Origin of the sequence: Roseateles chitinivorans, assembly GCF_050632235.1 — a bacterium.
Classification (GTDB): Bacteria; Pseudomonadota; Gammaproteobacteria; order Burkholderiales; family Burkholderiaceae_C; genus Roseateles; species Roseateles chitinivorans_A.
Map to the genome: position 1 here is coordinate 3,944,270 of NZ_CP192584.1, position 20,875 is coordinate 3,965,144.

A 20,875-nucleotide genomic window follows, 5' to 3' on the forward strand; every position below is an offset into this window, starting at 1 on the left:
GGGGCGATGACTGGTGTTATGTACAGTATCTCAGACTCCTGCCGCCTTGTTGGCCGCGGCGACCAGTGCGTCGGTCGCGGCGAGGAACTGCGCCCGTTCCGGCTCGTCGGCGAGATGGCGCGCGAGGGAGCGGGACAGGGTCCCGATGTCGCCTTCGCCGTTGCGCGCCAGATCGCGCGACACGAGGTGCCTGGCCAGCGGCCCGATGTGGGACGCGAGCGCGCGCTCGATCTGGGCGATCAGGGTGGCATCGAATCCGCCCGCCGTCCTCGTTCCGGCGCGGCTGCCGGCGCCCGTTCCGCTGCCTGTCGCAGTCCCGGCACCTGTCCCTGTTCCTGCACCGGTTCCCGTCCCTGTTCCGCTCCCGACCGGCAGGGTCGGCGCAAAGGCGCCATCGCCAGAAACTTCCCGTGCGATGGCAGCGAGCGCCGCGCGCATGGCCGCCGCATCGGGGAAGCGGTCGCCGGGGTCGCGGGCCATCGCGCGCCGCACGAGGGTGTCGAGCGCCGCCGGCAGCTCGCCCGGCCGCACCGACGTCGGTGCCGGCGGCGCCTGATGCAGCGTCTGGTACATCACCGCCTCGATCGCGCCGCTGAAGGGCATGCGCCCGGTCGCCAGGCGGTACAGCAGCACGCCGCAGGCGAAGAGGTCGGCGCGATGGTCGATGGCACCGCCGAGGATCTGCTCCGGCGCCATGTAGCCCGGCGTGCCGATCTGCGACGCGGCCTGCGTGAGGTGGTGGTCGGCGATCCGCGCGATGCCGAAGTCCGTCAGCTTCACGCGGCCGTCGCGCGTGATGAGCAGGTTGCCGGGCTTGATGTCGCGGTGCCAGACGCCCTGGGCATGGGCGCTGGCGAGCGCGTCCAGCAACTGGTCCATGACGCCCAGCGACCAGGCCAGCGGCGGTGTCGGCATCTCGCGCTTGAGGATCTGGTCCAGCCCGCGGCCGTCGACCAACTCCATGACGAGGAAGGCGTACCCCTTCATGCCGTCCGCGCTCGTCACTTCGCCGAAGTCGTGGATGGTCACCACGCCCGGATGGGCGATGCGCCCGACCGCCCGCGCCTCGTTGCGGAAGCGGGCGGAGGTCGAGTCTTCGCGGGCCGCCTCCTCGGCGTCCTCCACCTGGCGGCGGATGAGCTTGATGGCCACCTCGCGCTGGATGTGCGGATCGAAGGCGCGGTACACGACGCCCATCGCGCCTTCGCCGAGCTTGCCCCGCACGAGGTACTTGCCGATGTGCGGCGTGGCGCGCGCCGCCTTGCCGCCGGTGCCGGTGGCGGAACCCGGGCCGCTGCCGGTCATGTCCCGCTCTCCAGCATCGCCATGGCCTGGTCCAGGCTGCGGCGCATGCGTCCGAACGACGCGGCCAGCACGCCGATCTCGTCGCCGGGGCGGACCTCGAAGGCCGGCGCGTCCTCGCCCAGCGAGACCCGGTCGGCGATGCGCGCCAGACCGGTCACCGGCCGGATCACCAGCGACCACAGCATCAGGTTGAGCGCGGCGCCCATGACCAGGAAGGTCGCCGTCAACGCGCCCATCACCAGCCAGAAGGTCTGCGACGCCTGCTTCAGCGGCAGCGTCATGGGCACGGTCACGACCTCGGCGCCGAGCGTCTCGTTCAGGCGCCAGCCGAAGCCGTTGGACGGGCCGTACCGCGCGACCAGCGTGGCCGGCGCGGTCTGCGGCGACGCATGGCAGCCCAGGCAGGCCGCGTTGCTGATCCGGATCGGGCGCGCGATGTAGAGCGCCTCGCCGCCGGGCGTCTCGCGACGGCCGACAAACTCGGTCAGCGCGGGCCGGCGCGCGAACTGCGAGATCACGTCCTCCTCCCAGCTCACCGCCCGGTTGCGCGGGTTGGTGGCATTGAGCATGGCCGCCTTGTAGCCGTAATCCTCGTAGGCCTTGGAGAGCGTGGCCAGCACCTCGTGCGCCGAGAAGGCCGGCACCGCCTCGGGCACGAAGCGCTCGCGCAGGTGGTCCTCCAGCAGCGGGCGGACGTGGTCCGCCGTGTAGGTGCTGACGGCCCCGGCGCTGCGCATCAGCAGCCGGGCGCGATCCGTCACCTGTTCCTGGGCGCTGGCCTGCAGCCAGTGGCGCGCCAGCACCGCGGTGCCGGCCAGGCCGACGAGGAACACCGCCAGGAAGATCACGTTGAACTTCACCAGCAGGCTCAGCGATCGCAGGCGGTGACGGAACCGGGCGGCGGGCGTCGCGCCCGGGGCGGGGCGGGGGCCGGTCCGTCCGGCGGCAGTGGGAATGCGGCTCATGGATCCATCTACGGAAACGGCCGCCGCCCGGATGCGGGCGACGGCAGGATTTCTTTCACGGCGGCGGATCAGCCGATCACCAGACCTTCACGCAGTCGCCTTCCCAGACGAAGGGTGTGAGCGGCGCGCCCGGCGCGGTGGCCGCAGGCTCGATGCTGACCGCGAGCCGGCGCACCGACTTGAAGAGCTTCTCCGACGTGTCGGCCAGGGGCGCCTGCGCGGTGCCCTTGGCCGGCAGGGTCGCCAGCAGGAAGGGCGCGCCGTTGTCCGGCAGCGCCCACAGCCGCGCGACCTGACCCTCGGGCAACGCCAGCGGCTGCAGCAGGCGCACCGTCATCAGCTGGCCGTGGCGGCGGGAACTCGCGACCAGGGCCGGTTGCCCCTTGGCATCGTGCAGCAGGCCGACGTAGCTGGCGGGCGTGGCCTGGTCGGCCTGCACGCTCTCCATCCAGGTCGGGGAACCGCGCAGCACGGCCACGCAGGCCAGGGCGCCGGCGAGGGCACCGACGACGGTCCAGCCGGAGACGGCGGCCGCGCCGCGCGCGCCGCCGGGGATCAGCCAACGCCACCAGCCGCCTGGCGCGCTCGAGGGGGCGGACGCCGCGGCCTGGCGATGCTCGTCGGGGAACAGGCGGCGCTGGATGCCGGGCCAGTTGCCCAGCGGCGGCGCGATCGGCGGCGTGGCGGCTTCCAGCGCCGACAGGCGTTGCTGCCAGATCTGCGCGGACAGGCGCACGGCGGCCGAGTCGCGCATCAGCGTCTCGAAGCGGCGGCGGGCGCCGCCCGCCAGCGTGCCCAGCGCGTAGTCGCGGGCGAGGGCGTCGAGTCGTTCGGGGCGGAGGTAGTTCATGTGCGCACCGCCACGCCGTCCAGGCAGGACTTCAACTGATCGAGGCCGCGGCGGACCCAGCTCTTCACCGTGCCCAGCGGGGACCGCAACATCTCGGCGATCTCCGTGTGCACCATGCCGCGGTAGTAGGCGAGCGCCAGGGCCTGCCGCTGGGCGGGCGGCAGCGCGAGCATGCACTGGTCGATGCGGGCCTTCGTCAGGCTCTCGTCGAGCAGGGCGTGCGGATCGCCGCTGGCGTCGGCGGGGACGTCCATCGCCTCGTCGTTGAGCTCGACGGTGCTGTCGCGTTCGTTGCGGCCGGCGCGCAGCGCGTCGATGGCCCGGTTGCGGACGATGTTGATCATCCAGGTCATCGGCGTCGCGGCGTCGGGCTGGTAGCTCGCGGCCTTCTGCCAGATGCTGACGTAGGCCTCCTGCAGCACCTCGTCGGCGCGGCCCTCGTCGCGCAGCACGCGCAGCGAGATCGAGAACAGGTGGGCCGAGGTGGCGCGGTACAGACGCTCGAAGGCGCCGCGGTCGCGCAGGGCGACGCGGGCCATCAGCTGGCGCAGGGGATCGGCGGTCTCGGTCGAGGAGGCTTCGGCGCTGGCGTTCATGGTGGCGGGATCAGGGCGCGGGGTCGCGTCCGTGCCGGAGGGCCGGACGACTGGCTGGGCGCGATTGTTCGTCACCGCCGCCCGGACGGCGCTGCATCCCCATCGCGCGCGTGCGGCCTTCATTGCGGTTGCCCGCGGATGGTGCGTGATCAAGGCAAGGCTCCCACTCTTTATGGGTAGTGTCGATGCCTGGATATACGGAGTTCCTCGCGGGACGGATGCAAACACCGGGCCGCCACGCCGTCATCGGACGCGACCGGAGGCCGCCTGTCGCCTGTCGCCAGGCGGCCCGCGGGCTCAGCGCGCGGCCGTGATCAGGTCGAACTGTTCCCAGGGCCCGATCGCCGTGCGGTTCGCGATCAGCGAGGCCGCGCCGGCGTTCTCGGCGGTGACGTAGCGGTTGTTGGCGATCGACTGCAGCGTGACCGAGCCATTCGGGTTGCGGATCAGCTTGAACGACTCCCACGGCCCGACGGCGGTCCGGTTCGCGATCAGCGCGGAGCCGCCGCCGTTTTCTGCGCAGACCAGCTTGCCGTTGGCCCGCGCGCGCAGCGCGATGTTGCCGTTGCCGGCGTCCAGCAGCTCGAACTGCTCCCAGCCGCCGATGGCGTCGCGGTTGGCGATCAGCGCCGTGGCGCCGGCGTTCTCCGCCGTCACGTAGCGGTTGTTCACGCGGGCGCGCAGCGTCACCACCTGCGCGACGGGCGGCGTCGTGCCGACCACCGGTGGCGTCGGCCGCGTCGGCGTCAGCGGCAGCAGGCCCTTCAGCATGCGCCCGCCGTCGTTGGTCAGGCGCAGGTAGTAGTCGGACGAGCAGGCCGTGCCGTCCTCGTCCAGCGCGAGGATGCCCGAGCCGGCGGGCACGAAGGCCGCGGTCTCGGCGGTCTTGGCGATCTGGTTGCCCTCGTTGTACTCGTCGAACATCGAGATGTAGAGGCCCTGCGAGCCCAGGCGGACCATGTTGTAGAACTGGCGCCACATGAAGTCGCCGTGCTTGCGCTGACGCACGCTCAGGTCGCCGGGCAGCACGCAGGGCTGGTAGTCGATGCCGCGCGCGTTGCAGTCGGCCTGGTCGGCCAGGTTGACGTTCTGGTAGAACCAGTCGGACCCGGCCGCGTCGCCGATGCGGCCGACCATCCAGGGCGAGATCATGTTGAACGCGTGATAGACGTCCAGGTAGCCGGCGCGCGAGTCGTTCTTGCCTTCGCGCCAGTAGGTCGGCACGCCGCCCATCACGTAGCAGCCCTGGCTCTTGAACCAGTTGATGACGTCCAGGCAGGCGGCGGCGGACCAGGGATGGTTGTCGTCGTTGAAGCCGAAGCCCCAGATGCCGACGACGGGCTTGCCGTTCTGGCGCGCGTAGGCCGAGGACGCTACCAGCGCGGACATCTTGTTCAGCCAGTCCGCCTTGATCTCGGGCTGCATGTTGCGCCAGCCGCTCACGTCGTACATCACGTAGAACTTGCGGCCATAGGACTCGGCGGCGCTGCGCACCTTCACCGCCATTGCGTCGCGGGTCGCGCCTTCGCCGCCGTTGGGGTTGAAGCGCTGCAGCGCCGCGGTGTCGCAGCCGTTCTGCTGCATCCAGCGGAAGTGCGTGTCGACGGTGGACTGGTCGTAGGAGGAGAACAGCGTCGCCGGACCGCCGTTGCCGAGCCGGTCGAACGCAGTGGCGTAACCCGAGGCGTACTCGCGCATGTCCGGCCACGAGATGATCGCGCGGTTGGTCGGGGAGGGCGTGCGACCCCAGTCCTGCGCCCAGTGCCACCAGCCGTTGATCGGCGCGCTGTCGCCGGCGCAGGCGAACCAGCCCTGGTAGCCGACGGTGATCTTGCCGACGACGTCGCCGACCGGACTGGCGGCGATCGCGTGCGACAGCGGCAGCGCGGAGGCGGCGACGCCGGCGGCGGTACCGAGGAAGGTGCGGCGGGAAACGGTCACGGGAGTTCTCCAGCAGCGACGCCATCGGGGCGTCGAGGTGGAGGGACTGTAGGGACGCGTGACCGGGCGCTGTGTCGAGGTGCGTCGGGAGCGCGCGGATGCGACGGCCCGGTTGCAATGCTTGCAGGGATGCAACGAGGGTTGCGAAGGGCTCTACCTCTTAGGAGGTGGGGGTCGGCTCATCGGCAGAACCGGGCACGCGTCAACACCTGGCCCCGGGGGCGTCTGTTCACTCGAACACAGGCCGGAAGAACGTGCGCTCGTAGCTGACGATGCAGCGCGTTTCTTCCGCGTACCGGAAGGCGGCCTGGCATTCCGCATCCTCGAGGGACTTGATCCGGTACTCCTCGTACGCGGCGAGCGACGGGAAGGAGAAGGACGCCAGCGCGATGTTGTTCGCGCCCTCCGAGGGCAGCAGGTAGCCGTGGTGCACGCCGCCGAACCGGCGCACGAGCGGGATCCAGAGCTTGCCGTAGTGCTCGAACTCCTTGAGCTTGAACGGGTCGAGGACGTAGCGGAGGTGGCAGGTGATCATGGCGGGACCGGGATGAGAAAGGTCTGACGGACGCCGATCATGCCTTCAAGTCGACCAGCAGCTCGGCCTTCCACCACTGCTTGCGCCTGATCAGGCTGCCGATGTGACCCAGGAGCAGCCGCCGGCCTTCGACGACCGCCTCCGAGTGGGCGCGGGCCTGGTTCTCCCAGAGCGCCCAGGTGACCTGCTGGGCCCGCAGCGGCGCCCAGCTGAACGACTCGTCGCCGGCGATGCCGGACAGCGCGGAGGCCGGCACGACGCTGAGGGCCACGCCCCGCCGGGCCATGTCGAGACAGATGTCGACCGCGTCGGTCTCCACGGCGACGCGGCAGTCGAAGCTGCGTCGCGCCATCGCCTGCTCCAGCTGGACGCGCAGCACGTTCGGCCGCTCGGGGAGCACCAGGGGCCTGCCGTCCAGGTCGGTCAGGGGCACCGGCTTGTCCGGCGTCAGCAGATCGGAGGCGCGGCCCACGACGACGACGGGTTCGCGCAGGAGGGCGGTCTGCGTGTGCCTGTGCGCCGGTGTCGCGCTGAAAGGCACGATGCCGAGGTCCAGCAGGCCCGCGGCCATGTCGTCCTGCAACTCATTGCTGAGCCCTTCGCAGACACGCAGCTTGACGCCGGGCAACTGCGCGGCGATGGCCTCGATGAAGGGGCAGGCGACCCGCTGCCGCCAGGCCGGCGGCATGCCGATGGCGAGCTGTCCTGCAGCCTGCTCGCCGACCTGCTGCTTCAGCAGGTTGAACTGCTTGAGCAGCGGGCGCGCCCGCTCCGAGAGCAGGCGGCCCGCGTCGGTCAGCAGCACGCCGCCCTGCGTCCGGTTGAAGAGCAGCGCGCCCATGTCCTGCTCCAGCAGGGCGATCTGCCGCGACAAGGCGGGCTGCGACAGCTGCAGCGTCTGGGCGGCCCGGTTGATGCTTCCCAACTCCGCGACGCGGAGGAACAGATCCAGCTGACGGACTTCCATCGGGGTATCCAATCCTTCGATAACGATCATCGATCTTCAACATTATTCAGCCAACGGACCGATGACTAGAGTGGCGGCTGGAATCAAACCAACGAAGGATCGACATGATTGCCATCACAGGCGCCGCCGGACACCTCGGCGGGCTGGCCATCCGGCAGCTGCTCAAGAAGCTGCCGGCCAACGAGATCGTCGCCACCGTGCGCGACGTGGAGAAGGCCGGCGCGCTGCGCGACCTCGGCGTCCAGCTGCGCGTGGGCGACTACGACCGCCCCGAGACCCTGCGCGCGGCGTTCGAAGGCGTGGAGAAACTGCTGCTCGTGTCGGCCGTCGTGCCGGGGCAGCGGCTCAGGCAGCACCAGGCCGCCATCGACGCGGCGAAGTCCGCGGGTGTCCAGCTGGTCGCCTACACCAGCATTCTGCGCGCGGACACGTCCACCTTGTCGCTCGCACGGGAGCACCACCAGACCGAGGAGTACCTGAAGCGCTCGGGACTGGCCCCCGTGCTGCTGCGCAACGGCTGGTACTTCGAGAACACGACGGCCGGTCTGGGCGATGCGGTGACGCACGGCGTCATCCTCGGCAGTTCGGGGCAGGGGAGACTGGCGTCGGCCTCGCGCGAGGACTATGCGCACGCCGCGGTCGAGGTGCTCACGCAACCGGGTCATGCGGGCAAGACCTACGAGCTGGTCGGCGACCACAGCTTCTCGATGGCCGAGTTCGCCGCGGAAGTGTCGAGGCAGTCGGACCGGCCCGTGGCCTACCGCGACCTCCCGCCCGCGGACTTCGCCGCCGCGCTGCAGGGCTGGGGATTGCCGCAGATGATCGTCGACGTCGTGGTCGATGCCAGCGTGAAATCGGGACAGGGGGAACTGGATGACGCCTCGCGGGACCTGTCCCGCCTGCTCGGCCGGCCGACGACCCGGCTGTCCGACGCCGTCGCTGCCGCCTTGCGCGGCTGACCTCGCGACACGGGGCCCCCGATCTCGCGGTCATGGCGCCGTAGAGCCCGGGCGAGCGACGCTGGGCGGCGTCGGACAGAACCTACCTGCTCGAGGCGCGACGGCGCCGGGTCGCCGAGGGCAATTCCCCGAACAGCGCGCGATAGTCCGCGGCGAGGCGGCTGAGGTGCCAGAGGCCCCAGCGGGCCGCGATGTCGCCGATGGGTTCTTCGGTGGACGCGCGGAGTTCGCGCCGGATGCCGTGCAGGCGGAGCCCTCGCAGAAACGCCATCGGCGTGACGCCGAACGCCTCGTTGAATCCGTACTGGAGGACACGCGCCTGCACCCGCACGGCGGCGCAGACGTCGACCATGCCGAGCGGCTGGTCGACGCTGGCGCGCATGAACTCCACCGCCTCCCGGACGATGCGATGGCGGGAGCGGCTTGTGGTCGGCAGCGGCCGGAGGGCTGGCGCGGCGCTGGCGGCGCTGATCAGGTCGACGGCCTCGACAAAGGCGCTGAGCAGCGTGTGGCGCAGCGTCTGCACGACCTCCCGCTGCAGCGCAGCCGGCTCACCGGCCACCAGCCGCGCCGCAGCGTGCAGGCGGCGGCGAAGGCGCGCGCTGCTCGCAGGCGCCAAGCTCAGCACGGCGCGGGAGACCGCGGCGGTGACGGCAGCCTCGCGATCCGACCACGCGGCGTACCGCAGCAGCTCGTCCGCCTCGATCGCGATGCCCGCCAGCTGAAGCGTCGCGGGTGAGCGGAAGTCGCTGGCCTGTCTCGGCCCCAGGGCGACGAGGGTGTCCCGGTCATACGTCTGCCCGAAGACGCGCCCCGCACCTTCACAGACCAGCGGGAAGGCCAGGGCGATCGCGCCCGCGGGGCCGGGTCCTGTCTGATGGGTCGACTGGTTCAGGCTTTCCACGAAGAACTGGAGACCGTCCACCGAGCAGCCGAGCATCGAGCCCCGGAAGTGTCCGCCGCTCAGTTGCTGGTATCGCTGGCCCCAACCCGCGAGGCTCCTGGCCTGATCCTCGACGTCGACCAGCACGTCGCGCGTGATGCCGGTGACATGCGGGTTCGCGGGAGGGGAAAGCGTCGGATCCATCGTTCGGGGATTCTGCATCGCGATGCCGTGGCGAGGAGACCGGACCGCGATAGGGAGCGCAGGCGGCGGGAAGACGCTCAGGCCATTACGCCATTACGCCATTACGCCATTGCGCCATTGCGCCATTGCGCCATCAGGCCGTGGCCACCGCCTCGATCTCGACGCGCACGTCGGGGCGGAACAGCGCCGCCACGCCGATCAGCGTGCTGGCCGGCGGATGCGCCGGGTCGATGAAACGATCCCGCACGGCGCGCAGCGTCGGCAGCAGGTCGGGCTGGAGGTCGGTGATGTAGTAGGTCAGCTTCGCCACCTGGGCGAAGTCGCTGCCGGCGGCCTTCAGCGTCGCCGCCAGGTTGGAGAACACCTGCTCGAGCTGGGCCTCGAAGTCCGGGCCCGCGACCGACCCGTCGGCGCGGAAGGGGACATGGCCGGACAGCAGCAACAGCCGGCCGCCGTCGATGGCCGCGGCCTGGGAGAGGCCGGGGATGCCCGGTCCTGGAGGATTGATGGCTTGGAAACTCATGGGACTGCTCCTCGATCGAAGTCGGGCGGATGCCGTGGATGGAGGTGCGACTCTAGGTTTCTCCGGGCTCGCCGCGTTATCCGGAATGCGAAAGCGGCGACAGGTCGCCGAGTGGGCCGCCGATCGACGCGTCGACCGTCGAGCGGGGGCTAGTGCTGCCTTGCGCGGCCCGCAACGGCCCTTTGCCGTCCGGCACGTTGTCCGGCGAGGCCCGCAAGATCAGACTGCGGTCCCTGTCCACTGACGACGCGGAGCGGCCATGTTTTCCATGCAATACGGATTCGATTTCCCCGAGACCTTCGACATCGACACCGTCCGCCAGCGCGCCGTCGAGATCGGGCCGCGCTTCGACGAACTGCCGGGGCTGCGCTACAAGGGTTTCCTGGTGAGCGGACGCACGGCGCAGGCGCCCGCGCGCTACTCACCGTTCTATGTCTGGGAGGACCTCGGCGGCATGCAGTCCTTCCTGTCCTCGGCGGCGTTCCAGGCGCTGGTCGACAAGTACGGCCGGCCCGTCGTCGATCAGTGGTTGCCGCTGGCCCACCGGCAGGCGGACGATGCGTCTGTGGTGACGCCGCGCCATGCCACGCAGGAGATCGCCGCCATCGGCGATGCGCAGAACATCGGCGAACTGCAGGTCAGGGCCGATGCGCGGGTGCGGGAGTTGGCGGAGCTCCCCGGCTTCCACACCGCGATCGCCGCGCTGGACGCCTCGACCTGGCGCCAGGCCTTGACGGTGTTCTGGACCGCGCCGCCAGAGGCCTCATGGGGGCGTGTGTACGAGGTGCCGTACTTCTCCCGTCCGGCCCGGCCTCCCCAGTCCTAGGGCGGAAGCGGGCGCGAGGTCCCCGTCGCCTGCGGGGCAGGTTCCTTGTGCGTCCTCGGCGCCAGCGCCCACACGCTGTTCGCCGGTCCGTTGATGCCGCGCTTCAGCGTCGCCGCCGCCAGTCGCGCATAGGCCGCCGCCAGCAGCACCGCCATCAGGTCCACGAACACCCGATGCCAGTGCCCGTCCATCAGCGCGCCCAGCGGCGAGACACCCGTCGCCACCCACGCCGCCGCGGGGATCGCCGCCGTCAGCACGGCGCAGAGCCACAGCAGCTCATGCCCGCCGCGCGCGGGCGGCCGGATGAACGCCCAGGCCATGCTCGCGAAGAACACGCCGAAGTAGACCGTCTGGTCCCACCGGTCGCGCAGCAGCGCGCCGGAGAGGAAGAGCGCGGACACGCCCGCGATGCAGCCCAGGCACACGCCGAGTGTCAGGCGCGCCATCAGTCGCGGACCGCGCGCCTGCTCCGCCTGCTGATGGCGGCGGCGGGCCTCGATGTACAGCAGGTTGCCGCTGTAGAAGAGGAAGGCGCCCGCCAGCCCCAGCACGAAGTACAGCCACTTCAGCAGCGTGTCGCCGAAGTTGCCGTAGTGCAGCGACGTCAGCCCGTTCAGGAAGCGCTTGCCCGGCGAGTAGGTGCTCGGCTGGTCCACGCCGAGCACCTCGCCCGTGGCGCCGTTCAGGGCCACGGCCACGCGACGGCTGAGCATCCTCTGGTCGACCAGCCCCACCAGCGTGACCTGCGCATTCACATCGCCCGGGTCGTGCAGCGACACCTCGGAGGGCTGGAAGCCCGGCACCTGTTCCCGGCCGCGGCGCAGCAACTCCGTCAGCGGCAGCAGGGCGTGCGGGGACGCCTCGGCCTCCACGTGGGCCGCCGTCTGCAGGTCGGGCTTGATGATCTTCAGCAGCTTGCCTTCGAACACGAAGAACTGGAACGGCGCCAGCATCAGGTAGCCGATCGCAAGCACCGCGCCGCTCCACGCGAAGATCACGTGGAAGGGCAGCGAGAGCAGCCCGATGACGTTGTGCGCGTCCTGCCACAGGCGCTTCAGGTTGCGTCCGGCACGCAGCGCGAAGAGGTCCTTCAGCAGCACCGGCGCGTGGATGACGATGCCGCTGACCAGGGCCAGGCCGTAGAGCACGCAGGCGATCCCGAACAGCCGCGTGCCCCAAGGCGCGGGCAGTCCCGCGGTGTAGTGCAGTTCGTAGATCAGCTGGATGAAGCCGCCGTGCGCCGCCGCCGGGGTCAGGTCTTGTCCCGATGCGCCCAGCACGTACCGGCGGTGCTCGGTGTAGTTCTCGTTGTACCAGTCGAGCTCCGGATCGGCTGGCGACAGCTGCAGCTTCAGGTTGTGCGAGTGCGGATGCGCGAGCTGGACCTTGTCGAGCAGGATCTGCGCGCGCGCCATCTTGGCGGCCTGGTCGACCTCGGCCGACGGCCGGCGCCAGCCGTCCAGTTCCTGCGTGAACACGGTGATCGCGCCGGCGTAGAACGCGATGAACAGCAGCAGTCCGGCCGCCAGGCCCACCCAGGTGTGCAGCGCCAGGAAGCTGCGCAGGGTGGCGGGATTGAGCTTCATCTTCATGGGGCGACGACCTGGATCCAGCCGACCAGCTTGAGGCCGTGCAGCAGCGCGTAGCCGAGCACCGTGAGCCCGCCCATCCACGCCCAGGCCCGCAGACCGCTGCGCGCGGTGAAGACGGTCGCCATCACGCCAATCCACAGCGGGAAGGACATCAGCAGCCAGGGCAGGGTGACGACCTCGGAGCGTCCGGGCCAGCTCAGGGTCACGAGACCGATGACGGCCGCCGTCAGCGGCAGGCCCAGCAGGGCCGCGGCCAGCGATTTACCCCACATGGCGCGTCTCCCCGTCCCGGCGACCCGCCACCCAGGCGTTCAGGTACGGCAGGGCCACGGCGGTCAGCATGAAAGCCGTCAGCATCGCGAAGCCGCCGCCCCAGAAGCCGAGCGCGCGCCAGGCCGCGACCCAGGCCAGCACCAGCAGCAGCCCGCCCGCCAGTCGCAGACGCCGGGGGTGGGTCACCACGCGCAGGGTCTGATGCCGGCTTCCCAGATAGAAGGCGATCGCCGCGGCCATCGCCAGCGCGAGGTAGAGCAGGGACATCTTGCGAAGTCGTGCGAATGTTGAAGCGGCGCAGTGTAAATGCAACCAATTCTCAAATGCGAGGAATTCTCGACTGCACGCTTGGGACGGATGGTGAGCAGTTGCTCGCGCCACGTCCTCGCGCCGTTTCATCGGCCTGCCGGCCGTGGGGCCAGGTCGTGCCTCTCAGTCCTGGTGTTCGGCGATCGCGGTGTGCACCCTGTCGCCGATCAGCCGGGCATGGACCCGCAGCGCCGGGATCCGTCCTGCGAGCGGCCCCTCGGGCGTCGCTCGGAAGTGGAGGCACAGCAAGCCGGGCAGCGCGTCGATCCCGACCATCTCCATCTCATCGAAGTCGACGAACCGCTTCACCTGCGGATGGATCGCCTTGTAGATGCTTTCCTTCGCCGAGAAGAGCAGGGTGGCGCGCAGCGGGTCCGCGACTTCGAACCAGCGCAGGCGCTCCCGCGGCGTGCAGCAGAGCGTGACGATGTCGCGGCAACCGCCCTCGTCGACGATGAACTCGCTGTCGATGCCCAGGCGCATGCACGCCGCACTGGCGGCGACCACGGCCCAGGCGCCATCGCGGGTATGGGCGATCGAGCCGATCACGCCCTCCGGCCATTGGGGCGCGCCGCCGTCGCCGATCGGAATGGCCGCGGCCAGGGTTGCAGCGGGGGCCGCGCACGGATCCCCGCGCCGGTCCGGCAGGCTGAGCAACGCCGTCTCGGCGCACAGTCGGCCGCCGAGATAACCGAGCTGGCGGGCGCGGCTCGACCGTCGTATCGCCGGCGGCAGTCCGTCGAGGGCCAGGTCTTGCGTCAGCCGGTCCAGTTGCCCCAGATCGATGCCGCGCCCGACGACCCACGCGGGCAGCACATGCGGCGCCGCCGTCATGCAGGCGTCGATCTCGCGCAGACGCGCCGGGTCCTGGCGACGCAGTTGTTCGCGCACCGTCGGTGCGGTGTCGCACACAGCGGCGGGCACGAACGCATCGTCTCCAACTGTTGCGATATGAAGCGCTGGTGTCATGCCCCTGATCGGTCGGCGGGATAGCGGGAATCGGGGCGCGATGACGGTAGAGTCGCGCCTTGTTGAGAATTATTATCATTCAAGTGACCTCGAAGTCACAGGGAGTACCACTGTCATGACCATCGAGTGCCTCGAACCGGGGCTCACCCACGTCTTCATCGAGAACCGGGCACGGCTGCGGCGGATCGCGCAGGGCATCGTGCGCACGCCCGAGCAGGCGGACGACGTGCTCCAGGACGCCTACCTGAAGCTGGCCCATGGGGAATCGCCGCGTCAGGCCGACCGGCCGCTGGGTTATTGCACGCGCGTGGTCCGCAACATGGCGCTCGATCATTGCCGCAAGCACAGCGTCGAGGCGAACTACCGCGCCTTCGATGTGGAGGCCGACGATTTGGACATTCCCGACACGGTCTCGCCCGAGCAATCGATGCGCGACAAGCAGGTGATCTGCTCCATCGACCGCGCGCTGGGCTGCGTGCCCGCGCAGACGCGGCAGGCGTTCGAGCTCTATCGCCTCGAAGGCCTGACCCAGCGCGAGATCGCGCAGCGCATGGGATGTGCGCTCGGCCTGGTCAATGCCTGGATCGCGGAGGCCGCCCGGGCCATCGCCGGTTGCCGCCACCTGCTGGCGGACGACTGACACGCGGCGCGTCATCTGCGCGCCCGATGGGCACTGGGTGAGCGTCTCATCGGCATGTCTTGAGCGCACCACGTGTCCCCGTTCCGAGGCTGCGCCGCGCGCCCTCGCGCGGCGCGCGGCGACGCTGGAGTAAGCTCGCGCCGCAGGGTCGACCGGCCCCGCGCCAACGACTCCGGGTCACGCCGCCGCCAACCCCACCATGACACAAGAGCAGGACGATCCCGTCTGGTCCGCCGCCTGGACCTGGGTGCAACGCGAGTTCGATCGCGAACACTTCGACGACGCCGCCCGCCAGGCCCTCGCGCGCTGGATGGCCGAGGATCCCGAACACGCGCGACTGCATCAGCAGGCGACGCGGCTGTGGGCGCTCGCCGGCCAGGTGCCGTCCCGCGCGCTGGATCCCGACGACACCGCGGCACGCGACCCGCGTGAACATCCGCGACGCTGAAACGTCTTGACAGGACAGGGCCCCGTCGCCGGTTCCACCGGCGCGGGGACGATCCCATCCCTATCCTGCAAGAGGCGTTCTCATGTCCACCAGCTGCTTCGACCGCGAAGACGACACCTTCATCGTTCTCGTCAACCACGAAGACCAGTACTCGATCTGGCCGCACTGGAAGGCCGTGCCCGGCGGCTGGTCCGTGGTGCCGGAGGTCCGCGGTGACAAGAAGACGGTGCTCGCCTACGTCGACCGCACCTGGACCGACATGCGCCCGAAGTCGCTGCGCGACTGGATGGCGGAGCAGGAGCAGGCCGGCCAGCCCACGACGGCGGGCTGAAGCCGATGCCGGCGATGGCCCTCCAGCTGCTGTGCCTGCCGTGCGCGGGGGCCAGCGCCACGATGTACCTGCGCTGGCGCCGGCTGCTGCCGCGCTGGATCGAGATCGTGCCGGTGGAACTGCCCGGCCGCGGCAGCCGCCTCGGCGAGCGATTCGTCGAGGACTTCGGGACGCTCGTCGACCGGCTCTGTGATGAGCAGGCCGCGGCGATGCGCGGCGGGGCCGGCCTGGCGGGCGAGGCACGGGACTTCGCGTTCTTCGGCCACAGCATGGGCGCGCTGCTGGCGCACGGCATGACGCAACGCCTGCGCGAGCGCGGCGAGCGCCTGCCACGCGCGCTCATCGCCTCGGGCAGCGCGGCGCCATCGCGGCGCGACACGTCCCGCCTGCGCGCCGCGCTGGCCGATGACGCGGCGCTGGCCGCCGATCTGCGCCGTCAGGGCGGCACGCCGGACGAGGTCTTCGCCAACGCGGAGCTGCTGCGCCTGACGCTCGACGTGCTCGGCGCGGACTACCGCGTGTGCGACAGCTTCCGCCATGTCCCGCAGGCGCCGTTGCCCGTGCCCCTGCATGTCTTCGCCGGCCGCCAGGACGAGATCGCGCCGGACCGGCTCGCCGCCTGGTCGCTCGAGTCCGACGTGCCCGCCACGCTGGACTGGTTCGACGGCGGCCATTTCTTCGTGCGGCAGCAGGAGGGCGCGGTGCTGACCGCGCTCACCCGCCACCTGACCGCCTTGAGCGCCATGTGCGCCCCCGCGCGAGCCGCGCCCGGCGCCTTCGCGTGACCGCGCGGCGCCCGGCGCCGCGGGCCCGCTGCCCAGAGACTTTCACTGAAAGAAACGCGACATGCCTGCCGCGATGACGACTCCTTCGTCCCTGCCGGCGCCCGACGGCGCGGCGTCGACCCTCGTCGAGCACCTCGACCGCCTGGCGGCCGCGCGCGCGGGGGACACCGCCCTGATCGTCGTCGGCAATGACGGACCCGACGGCGGACCCGACGACCGCGAGCGGCCCGTCACCTTCGGGGCGCTCCGCCGCCGCTCGCTCGCGCTGGCCGCGACCTTGCAGGCCGCGGCGCTGCCGGTGGCGTCGCGCGTGCTCATCGCGCTCGAGGGCACGGACGATTACCTCGTCGCCTTCCTCGGATGCCAGTACGCGGGGATGATCGCCGTCCCGGTGTTCCCGCCGGAGAGCACGAGACCGCAGCACCTCGATCGCTTCGACGCGATCGCGCGCGATGCCGGCGCGGCGGCGGTGCTCGCCACGCGCGCCGTGATCGAGGCGGGCAGCTTCGGGGAGTACGGTGGAACCGCAGGGGCCGCAGGACTCGCGGGACTCGCGGGACTCGCGGCATCCCGCGGCGCGGGGACCCTGCACGCGCTGGCCGTGGACGAGATCGATGCCGCGTGCGCCGACGCCTGGAAGCCGCACCGTCCGCGGCCGACCGACATCGCCTTCCTGCAGTACACGTCCGGATCGACGTCCACGCCCAAGGGCGTGATGGTGAGTCACGGCAACCTGATCGCCAACGAGCGCGCGATCCAGACGGCGATGGGCACCACGGCGCAGGACGTCTCCGTCTCCTGGCTGCCGCCGTTCCACGACATGGGGCTGATCGGCGGCCTGCTGCATCCGCTCTTTACCGGCGGAAAGCTGGTCCTGATGACGACATCGCATTTCCTTGCCCGGCCGATGCGCTGGATCGAGGCGATGCATCGCCATCGCGGCACGCTCACCGCCGGTCCCGACTTCGCGTACCGGCTGTGCGCCGAGCGCGTGAGGCGGGCGGGGCGGGCAGGGCGCGCGGAGCGGGACGGCCAGGACGGTCGGGCCACCGCGCCGGCCTGGGACCTGAGCGCCTGGCGCGTCGCGTTGTCTGGCGCGGAGCCGGTGCGTGCCGACACGGTCGCCGAGTTCCAGGCGGCGTTTGCGCCGTTCGGATTCCGCGCCGGCGCCATCTATCCGAGTTTCGGCCTGGCGGAGGCGACGCTGTTCGTCACCGGCGGGCAACGCGGGGATGGCGCGGTCACGCGTCGCTTCTCCATCGAGGCTCTGAAGCAGGGCCGGGCGGACCCGATCGAAGAGGTCAGGGACGTCGAGGCGGACCTCGATGCGGGTGTCGACGTGGACCGCACGGACCGCACAGACCGCGCGGTTCACGTGAACCACTCGGACGGTGCGACGCAACAGCTGGTCAGTTGCGGCGCCGTGGCGCGTGGGCACGAGGTGCGCATCGTCGATCCGGCGACCGGCGCCTCGCTCGGCGAGGCCCGGGTGGGCGAGGTCCGCGTGAGCGGACCCAGCGTGGCGCTGGGCTACTGGGGCCGACCGGACATCAGCGCCGAGACCTTCCTCGAGCAGGGCCCGGAGCGCTGGCTGCGCACCGGCGATCTCGGCTTCCTGCTCGACGGCGAGCTGTATGTGACCGGGCGCATCAAGGACCTGATCATCGTGCGCGGCCACAACCTGTACCCGCAGGACATCGAGGCGGCGATCGAGCGCCAGCCGGATCTGGTGCGTCAGGGACGCGTGGCCGCCTTCGCGGTGCCGGGCCCCGACGGCGACGCGATCGGCGTCGCGGCCGAGGTGTCCCGCGGCACGCGCAAGGCGATGACGGAACAGGCGCTCGTTGCCGCCATCGGCGCGATCGTCGGCGGCCATTGCGGCGAGGCGCCGCGCGTCACGGTGCTCCTCAATCCGGGCGGCCTGCCCAAGACGTCCAGCGGGAAGATCCAACGCGCCGCGGCGCGGCAAGGCTGGATCGATGGCACGCTGGATGCCTTCGCGATCCATGCGAATGGGCGCTTCGTGCTCGGCGGCGACATTGGCGACGGTGCAGATGGCCGAGATGGCGGAGTCGCCGGGAAGGGCCTGTCGTCGGACGCGGGAGATGCGATCGGAACGCAGCGGCCGGGCAGCGGGACCGAAAGGGTCCTCGCCGAGATCTGGCGCGAGTCCATGGCAGCAGCGTCCGATGCCGCGCTGCCGACGCGCGACACGAATTTCTTCGTCGCGGGCGGCAACTCGCTGACCGCAGTGAAGCTGGCCTCGCGCGTGTCGGCGCGGCTCGGCGTGACCTTGAGCCTGCGCGACCTCTTCGAAGCGCCGGTGCTGGCTGACCTGGCCGCGCGCATCGATGCACGGCGCGCCGCCGCGATGTCCCGTGCCGCGACGCCGGACGAGCGTCCGGGTGTTCCGCCCTCGACCTCGAGCGCGCCGGTGCCCCTGGTGCCCACCGATGGCAGCGCTGGACGCATCCTGTCGCCGGCGCAGCGCCGCCTGTGGCTTGTCGAGCGGATGACGCCGCGCGCCGATCGCGAGGCGCATCCGGCCTACAACATGGCCGCCGCGCTGCATCTGGACGGCGAACTCGACACGGTCGCGCTGCAGGGCGCGCTCGACGCGCTGGTGGCGCGGCACGAGGTGCTTCGCACCGTCTATCCGGAGAACGACGAAGGCGAGCCGATCGCCGTGCTGCGACCGGCGGCGCCGGTCGATCTGCCGCAGCGGGACCTGTCCGCACTGTCGCGGGAGGACCGGAAGACCGCCGTCGACGCGGCGCTGGCCGCGCAGGAAGGTCGCGCCTTCGATCTGGCCGGCGATGGTCTGCTGCGCGCGGAGTTGCTGCACCTCTCGCCCGATCAACACGTGCTGCTGCTGTGCGTGCATCACATCGCCTGCGACGGATGGTCGGTGGGCGTCTTCGTCCGCGATCTCACCGCCGCCTATGCGTCGGTCCGTGCCGGCACGGCGCCGGACTGGCCCGCGCTGACGGTGCAGTACGCGGACTACGCGCAGTGGCAGACGCGCCAGTTGGCCGCGACGCAACCCGCACTGTCCGCGCATTGGCGCGACACGCTGCGCGGCGCACCGGTACTGTCCACGTTGCCGCCTGATCATGAGCGGCCACCCGTCGCTTCGATGGCCGGCGATGCGGTGCCCGTCACGCTGTCCAAGACTGAGGCCGACGCGATCACCCGTCTGGCGCGATCTCAGGGCAGCACGCCGTTCCTCGTGATGATGGCGGCCTTCCTGGCGCTGATGCACCGGCGCACCGGCAGCGACGACCTCGTCGTCGGCACCGACGTGGCCGGCCGCGATCTGCCTGCGCTCGAGCCGCTGATCGGGTTCTTCGTCAACGTCGTGCCCCTGCGCTCGCGCCGGCTCGGCGCTGCCGCCGGGCCCAAGGCGGGCCATGACGCGCGGACTGCGGGTGCCAGCGGGCGCGGCGAGACCTTCGCGGATTGGCTGTCGCAAATGCGCGATCTCAGCCTGACCGCGTTCGAGCACGCCGCCATCCCGTTCGATCAGATCGTCGATGCCGCGGGCGTCGGACGCTCCCGCCGTCACGGGCCGCTGGTCCAGATGCTGTTCGTCGTCCAGAACACGCCCGAGGCGCGCCTCGATCTGCCCGGGCTGGCGCTCCGTCTCGAGTCCCGTCCGCCGGCCACGTCGAAGTTCGACCTCGCCGTCTTCGTCACCGACACCGCCGACGGCCTCCGTGCCGAGTGGGTGTTCGCGACCGCCCTCTACGAACGCGCCACCGTCGAGGCCGCCGCCCGGGACTGGCGGACGCTGCTGCGGCGCGCCACCGCCGCGCCGCAGACCCCGCTCGACACGCTGCTGGACGGACTGCCGCCTTCCTCTCCTCCGCCTCATCAGGAGCCGACCATGACTTCCCTTCCTCCTCCCGTCGACAAGCTGGGCAAGCTCGGCAAACTGGCCGCGCTCGGCAAGCGCGCGGGACCGGCCGCCGAGGGCGCGTCGACGCCGGCCGCGGCGCCCGCGGTGCGCTTGTCCACGCTCGCGGACGACCGCCGCTTCCCCTGATCGTCGAGGCCACGCGCCCCGACCTCGACGCCGTCGCCTGGGCGCGCGCGAACCGGGATGTCGTCGAGACCCTGCTGCTCAAGCACGCGGGGCTGCTGCTGCGCAACTTCGGGTTGAGGACGCCGCAGGAGTTCGAGGCCTTCGCCGAATCCATCGAGCCGGAGCTCTTCGGCGGCTACGGCGACCTGCCCAAGAAGGAGGGCGGCCGCAACACCTACCGCTCCACGCCGTATCCCGAGCGGCAGATGATCCTGTTCCACAACGAAAGCGCCCACCTGGAGCGTTGGCCGCGCAAGCAGTGGTTCTTCTGTGAACTGCCGTCGCCGGTCGGCGGCGCGACGCCGATCGTCGACTGCCGGGACATGCTGCGCCGGCTGCCCGCCGAGCTCGTCGAGGAGTTCGAGCGCAAGGGCCTGCGCTACGTGCGCACCTTCACGCCGCGGCTGGACGTGTCGTGGCAGGACTTCTTCAAGACCACCGACCGCGCGGAGGTCGAGGCCCGGCTGACGCAGGCCGGCACGGACTTCGCCTGGCTGGACACCGACACGCTGCAGACCCGCACGCGCTGCCCTGCCGTGGTCAAGCATCCGCTGACCGGTGAGCGCGTGTTCTTCAACCAGGTGCAGCTGCACCACGTCAGCTGCCTGGAACCGGAGGTGCGCGAGGACCTGCTCGGCCTGGTCGGGCTGGACCGCATGCCGCGGCATGTGATCTTCGGCGACGGGTCACCGATCCCGGACGCGACGATGGCCGTCGTCGGCCAGACCTATGAAGCCTGCGCGGTGCGGCTGGACTGGCGCCAGGGCGACATCATCATGCTGGACAACATGCTGGCGGCCCATGCGCGCGACCCGTACGAGGGGCCGCGCAAGATCGTCGTGGCCATGGGCGCGATGTTCGATCGCGCGTCGCTGGGCGGGGAGGGGTGA

At 70.9% G+C, this 20,875-nt stretch carries 21 protein-coding genes; 8 read left to right on the forward strand and 13 right to left on the reverse strand.

Features of this window, described 5'->3' with window-relative positions; genetic code table 11:
• Positions 1–30: 30 nt before the first annotated feature.
• From ACQ859_RS18145 to ACQ859_RS18175, 7 genes are all read right to left on the reverse strand, one after another.
• Entirely contained in the window at positions 31–1,305 is a 1,275-nt protein-coding gene (locus ACQ859_RS18145; RefSeq protein ID WP_431262092.1) for a serine/threonine-protein kinase, read from the reverse strand.
• Positions 1,302–2,270 (reverse strand): c-type heme family protein, encoded by a 969-nt coding sequence (locus ACQ859_RS18150; RefSeq protein ID WP_431262093.1) that lies wholly within the window; start codon positions 2,268–2,270, stop codon positions 1,302–1,304. Before ACQ859_RS18150 ends, ACQ859_RS18145 begins: the two co-directional genes overlap by 4 nt.
• 76 nt (positions 2,271–2,346) lie before the next feature.
• Positions 2,347–3,120 (reverse strand): anti-sigma factor, encoded by a 774-nt coding sequence (locus ACQ859_RS18155; protein ID WP_431262094.1) that lies wholly within the window; start codon positions 3,118–3,120, stop codon positions 2,347–2,349.
• Positions 3,117–3,716 (reverse strand): sigma-70 family RNA polymerase sigma factor, encoded by a 600-nt coding sequence (locus tag ACQ859_RS18160; protein WP_431262095.1) that lies wholly within the window; start codon positions 3,714–3,716, stop codon positions 3,117–3,119. Before ACQ859_RS18160 ends, ACQ859_RS18155 begins: the two co-directional genes overlap by 4 nt.
• Positions 3,717–4,013: 297 nt before the next feature.
• Positions 4,014–5,657, reverse strand: coding sequence for a lectin (locus ACQ859_RS18165; RefSeq protein WP_431262096.1), 1,644 nt, complete (start codon positions 5,655–5,657; stop codon positions 4,014–4,016).
• 229 nt (positions 5,658–5,886) lie between these two features.
• Positions 5,887–6,192, reverse strand: a complete 306-nt coding sequence (locus ACQ859_RS18170; RefSeq protein WP_431262097.1) for an NIPSNAP family protein — start codon at positions 6,190–6,192, stop codon at positions 5,887–5,889.
• Between the two features lie 37 nt (positions 6,193–6,229).
• Positions 6,230–7,159: a LysR family transcriptional regulator gene (locus ACQ859_RS18175; RefSeq protein ID WP_431262098.1), complete on the reverse strand. Its 930-nt coding sequence runs from the start codon at positions 7,157–7,159 to the stop codon at positions 6,230–6,232.
• Between the two features lie 104 nt (positions 7,160–7,263).
• Here ACQ859_RS18175 and ACQ859_RS18180 point away from each other — a divergent pair, with 104 nt between their 5' ends.
• On the forward strand, positions 7,264–8,118 hold the full coding sequence (locus tag ACQ859_RS18180; protein ID WP_431262099.1) for an SDR family oxidoreductase: 855 nt from the start codon (positions 7,264–7,266) through the stop codon (positions 8,116–8,118).
• Positions 8,119–8,200: 82 nt separating this feature from the next.
• Here the strand turns inward: ACQ859_RS18180 and ACQ859_RS18185 are convergent, their stop codons facing one another.
• A complete protein-coding gene (locus ACQ859_RS18185; RefSeq protein WP_431262100.1) occupies positions 8,201–9,223 on the reverse strand; it encodes a helix-turn-helix domain-containing protein in 1,023 nt (340 codons plus the stop codon).
• Between the two features lie 115 nt (positions 9,224–9,338).
• The gene (locus ACQ859_RS18190) at positions 9,339–9,728 is read right to left on the reverse strand and encodes a RidA family protein (RefSeq protein ID WP_431262101.1); all 390 of its coding nucleotides are present in this window, start codon (positions 9,726–9,728) and stop codon (positions 9,339–9,341) included.
• Between the two features lie 259 nt (positions 9,729–9,987).
• Here ACQ859_RS18190 and ACQ859_RS18195 point away from each other — a divergent pair, with 259 nt between their 5' ends.
• Complete coding sequence (locus ACQ859_RS18195; RefSeq protein ID WP_431262102.1) at positions 9,988–10,554, forward strand: DUF4865 family protein; 567 nt, start codon at positions 9,988–9,990, stop codon at positions 10,552–10,554.
• Here ACQ859_RS18195 and ACQ859_RS18200 read toward each other — a convergent pair.
• From ACQ859_RS18200 to ACQ859_RS18215, 4 genes are all read right to left on the reverse strand, one after another.
• A complete protein-coding gene (locus tag ACQ859_RS18200; protein ID WP_431262103.1) occupies positions 10,551–12,146 on the reverse strand; it encodes a PepSY-associated TM helix domain-containing protein in 1,596 nt (531 codons plus the stop codon). The two genes, ACQ859_RS18195 and ACQ859_RS18200, sit on opposite strands and share 4 nt — an antisense overlap.
• The gene (locus ACQ859_RS18205; protein ID WP_431262104.1) at positions 12,143–12,418 is read right to left on the reverse strand and encodes a hypothetical protein; all 276 of its coding nucleotides are present in this window, start codon (positions 12,416–12,418) and stop codon (positions 12,143–12,145) included. The genes ACQ859_RS18200 and ACQ859_RS18205 overlap by 4 nt, the downstream gene beginning before the upstream one ends.
• Positions 12,408–12,686, reverse strand: coding sequence for a hypothetical protein (locus ACQ859_RS18210; RefSeq protein ID WP_431262105.1), 279 nt, complete (start codon positions 12,684–12,686; stop codon positions 12,408–12,410). Before ACQ859_RS18210 ends, ACQ859_RS18205 begins: the two co-directional genes overlap by 11 nt.
• 165 nt (positions 12,687–12,851) lie before the next feature.
• Positions 12,852–13,697: a 4'-phosphopantetheinyl transferase family protein gene (locus ACQ859_RS18215; protein WP_431262106.1), complete on the reverse strand. Its 846-nt coding sequence runs from the start codon at positions 13,695–13,697 to the stop codon at positions 12,852–12,854.
• Between the two features lie 115 nt (positions 13,698–13,812).
• Here ACQ859_RS18215 and ACQ859_RS18220 point away from each other — a divergent pair, with 115 nt between their 5' ends.
• The 6 genes from ACQ859_RS18220 (at position 13,813) to ACQ859_RS18245 (ending at position 20,875) form a co-directional block, all read left to right on the forward strand.
• Positions 13,813–14,337 (forward strand): sigma-70 family RNA polymerase sigma factor, encoded by a 525-nt coding sequence (locus tag ACQ859_RS18220; RefSeq protein WP_431257304.1) that lies wholly within the window; start codon positions 13,813–13,815, stop codon positions 14,335–14,337.
• A 199-nt stretch (positions 14,338–14,536) separates the two neighbouring features.
• Positions 14,537–14,785 (forward strand): DUF4880 domain-containing protein, encoded by a 249-nt coding sequence (locus tag ACQ859_RS18225; protein ID WP_431262107.1) that lies wholly within the window; start codon positions 14,537–14,539, stop codon positions 14,783–14,785.
• A gap of 82 nt (positions 14,786–14,867) precedes the next feature.
• Positions 14,868–15,116 carry an MbtH family protein gene (locus tag ACQ859_RS18230; protein ID WP_431262108.1) on the forward strand — a complete coding sequence of 83 codons (249 nt, stop codon included), beginning with the start codon at positions 14,868–14,870 and terminating at the stop codon, positions 15,114–15,116.
• A 5-nt stretch (positions 15,117–15,121) separates the two neighbouring features.
• The gene (locus ACQ859_RS18235) at positions 15,122–15,901 is read left to right on the forward strand and encodes a thioesterase II family protein (RefSeq protein WP_431262109.1); all 780 of its coding nucleotides are present in this window, start codon (positions 15,122–15,124) and stop codon (positions 15,899–15,901) included.
• A gap of 73 nt (positions 15,902–15,974) precedes the next feature.
• A complete protein-coding gene (locus ACQ859_RS18240) occupies positions 15,975–19,946 on the forward strand; it encodes a condensation domain-containing protein (RefSeq protein WP_431262110.1) in 3,972 nt (1,323 codons plus the stop codon).
• Positions 19,946–20,875, forward strand: a complete 930-nt coding sequence (locus ACQ859_RS18245) for a TauD/TfdA family dioxygenase (protein WP_431266589.1) — start codon at positions 19,946–19,948, stop codon at positions 20,873–20,875. Before ACQ859_RS18240 ends, ACQ859_RS18245 begins: the two co-directional genes overlap by 1 nt.

What these genes read in the sequence shown, in the direction of transcription:
- ACQ859_RS18145 (WP_431262092.1), bottom strand. Translation starts at nt 1,305, where the DNA reads ATGACCGGCAGCGGCCCGGGTTCCGCCACCGGCACCGGCGGCAAGGCG.
- ACQ859_RS18150 (WP_431262093.1), bottom strand. Translation starts at nt 2,270, where the DNA reads ATGAGCCGCATTCCCACTGCCGCCGGACGGACCGGCCCCCGCCCCGCC.
- ACQ859_RS18155 (WP_431262094.1), bottom strand. Translation starts at nt 3,120, where the DNA reads ATGAACTACCTCCGCCCCGAACGACTCGACGCCCTCGCCCGCGACTAC.
- ACQ859_RS18160 (WP_431262095.1), bottom strand. Translation starts at nt 3,716, where the DNA reads ATGAACGCCAGCGCCGAAGCCTCCTCGACCGAGACCGCCGATCCCCTG.
- ACQ859_RS18170 (WP_431262097.1), bottom strand. Translation starts at nt 6,192, where the DNA reads ATGATCACCTGCCACCTCCGCTACGTCCTCGACCCGTTCAAGCTCAAG.
- ACQ859_RS18175 (WP_431262098.1), bottom strand. Translation starts at nt 7,159, where the DNA reads ATGGAAGTCCGTCAGCTGGATCTGTTCCTCCGCGTCGCGGAGTTGGGA.
- ACQ859_RS18180 (WP_431262099.1), top strand. Translation starts at nt 7,264, where the DNA reads ATGATTGCCATCACAGGCGCCGCCGGACACCTCGGCGGGCTGGCCATC.
- ACQ859_RS18185 (WP_431262100.1), bottom strand. Translation starts at nt 9,223, where the DNA reads ATGCAGAATCCCCGAACGATGGATCCGACGCTTTCCCCTCCCGCGAAC.
- ACQ859_RS18190 (WP_431262101.1), bottom strand. Translation starts at nt 9,728, where the DNA reads ATGAGTTTCCAAGCCATCAATCCTCCAGGACCGGGCATCCCCGGCCTC.
- ACQ859_RS18195 (WP_431262102.1), top strand. Translation starts at nt 9,988, where the DNA reads ATGTTTTCCATGCAATACGGATTCGATTTCCCCGAGACCTTCGACATC.
- ACQ859_RS18200 (WP_431262103.1), bottom strand. Translation starts at nt 12,146, where the DNA reads ATGAAGATGAAGCTCAATCCCGCCACCCTGCGCAGCTTCCTGGCGCTG.
- ACQ859_RS18205 (WP_431262104.1), bottom strand. Translation starts at nt 12,418, where the DNA reads ATGTGGGGTAAATCGCTGGCCGCGGCCCTGCTGGGCCTGCCGCTGACG.
- ACQ859_RS18210 (WP_431262105.1), bottom strand. Translation starts at nt 12,686, where the DNA reads ATGTCCCTGCTCTACCTCGCGCTGGCGATGGCCGCGGCGATCGCCTTC.
- ACQ859_RS18215 (WP_431262106.1), bottom strand. Translation starts at nt 13,697, where the DNA reads ATGACACCAGCGCTTCATATCGCAACAGTTGGAGACGATGCGTTCGTG.
- ACQ859_RS18220 (WP_431257304.1), top strand. Translation starts at nt 13,813, where the DNA reads ATGACCATCGAGTGCCTCGAACCGGGGCTCACCCACGTCTTCATCGAG.
- ACQ859_RS18225 (WP_431262107.1), top strand. Translation starts at nt 14,537, where the DNA reads ATGACACAAGAGCAGGACGATCCCGTCTGGTCCGCCGCCTGGACCTGG.
- ACQ859_RS18230 (WP_431262108.1), top strand. Translation starts at nt 14,868, where the DNA reads ATGTCCACCAGCTGCTTCGACCGCGAAGACGACACCTTCATCGTTCTC.
- ACQ859_RS18235 (WP_431262109.1), top strand. Translation starts at nt 15,122, where the DNA reads ATGCCGGCGATGGCCCTCCAGCTGCTGTGCCTGCCGTGCGCGGGGGCC.
- ACQ859_RS18240 (WP_431262110.1), top strand. Translation starts at nt 15,975, where the DNA reads ATGACGACTCCTTCGTCCCTGCCGGCGCCCGACGGCGCGGCGTCGACC.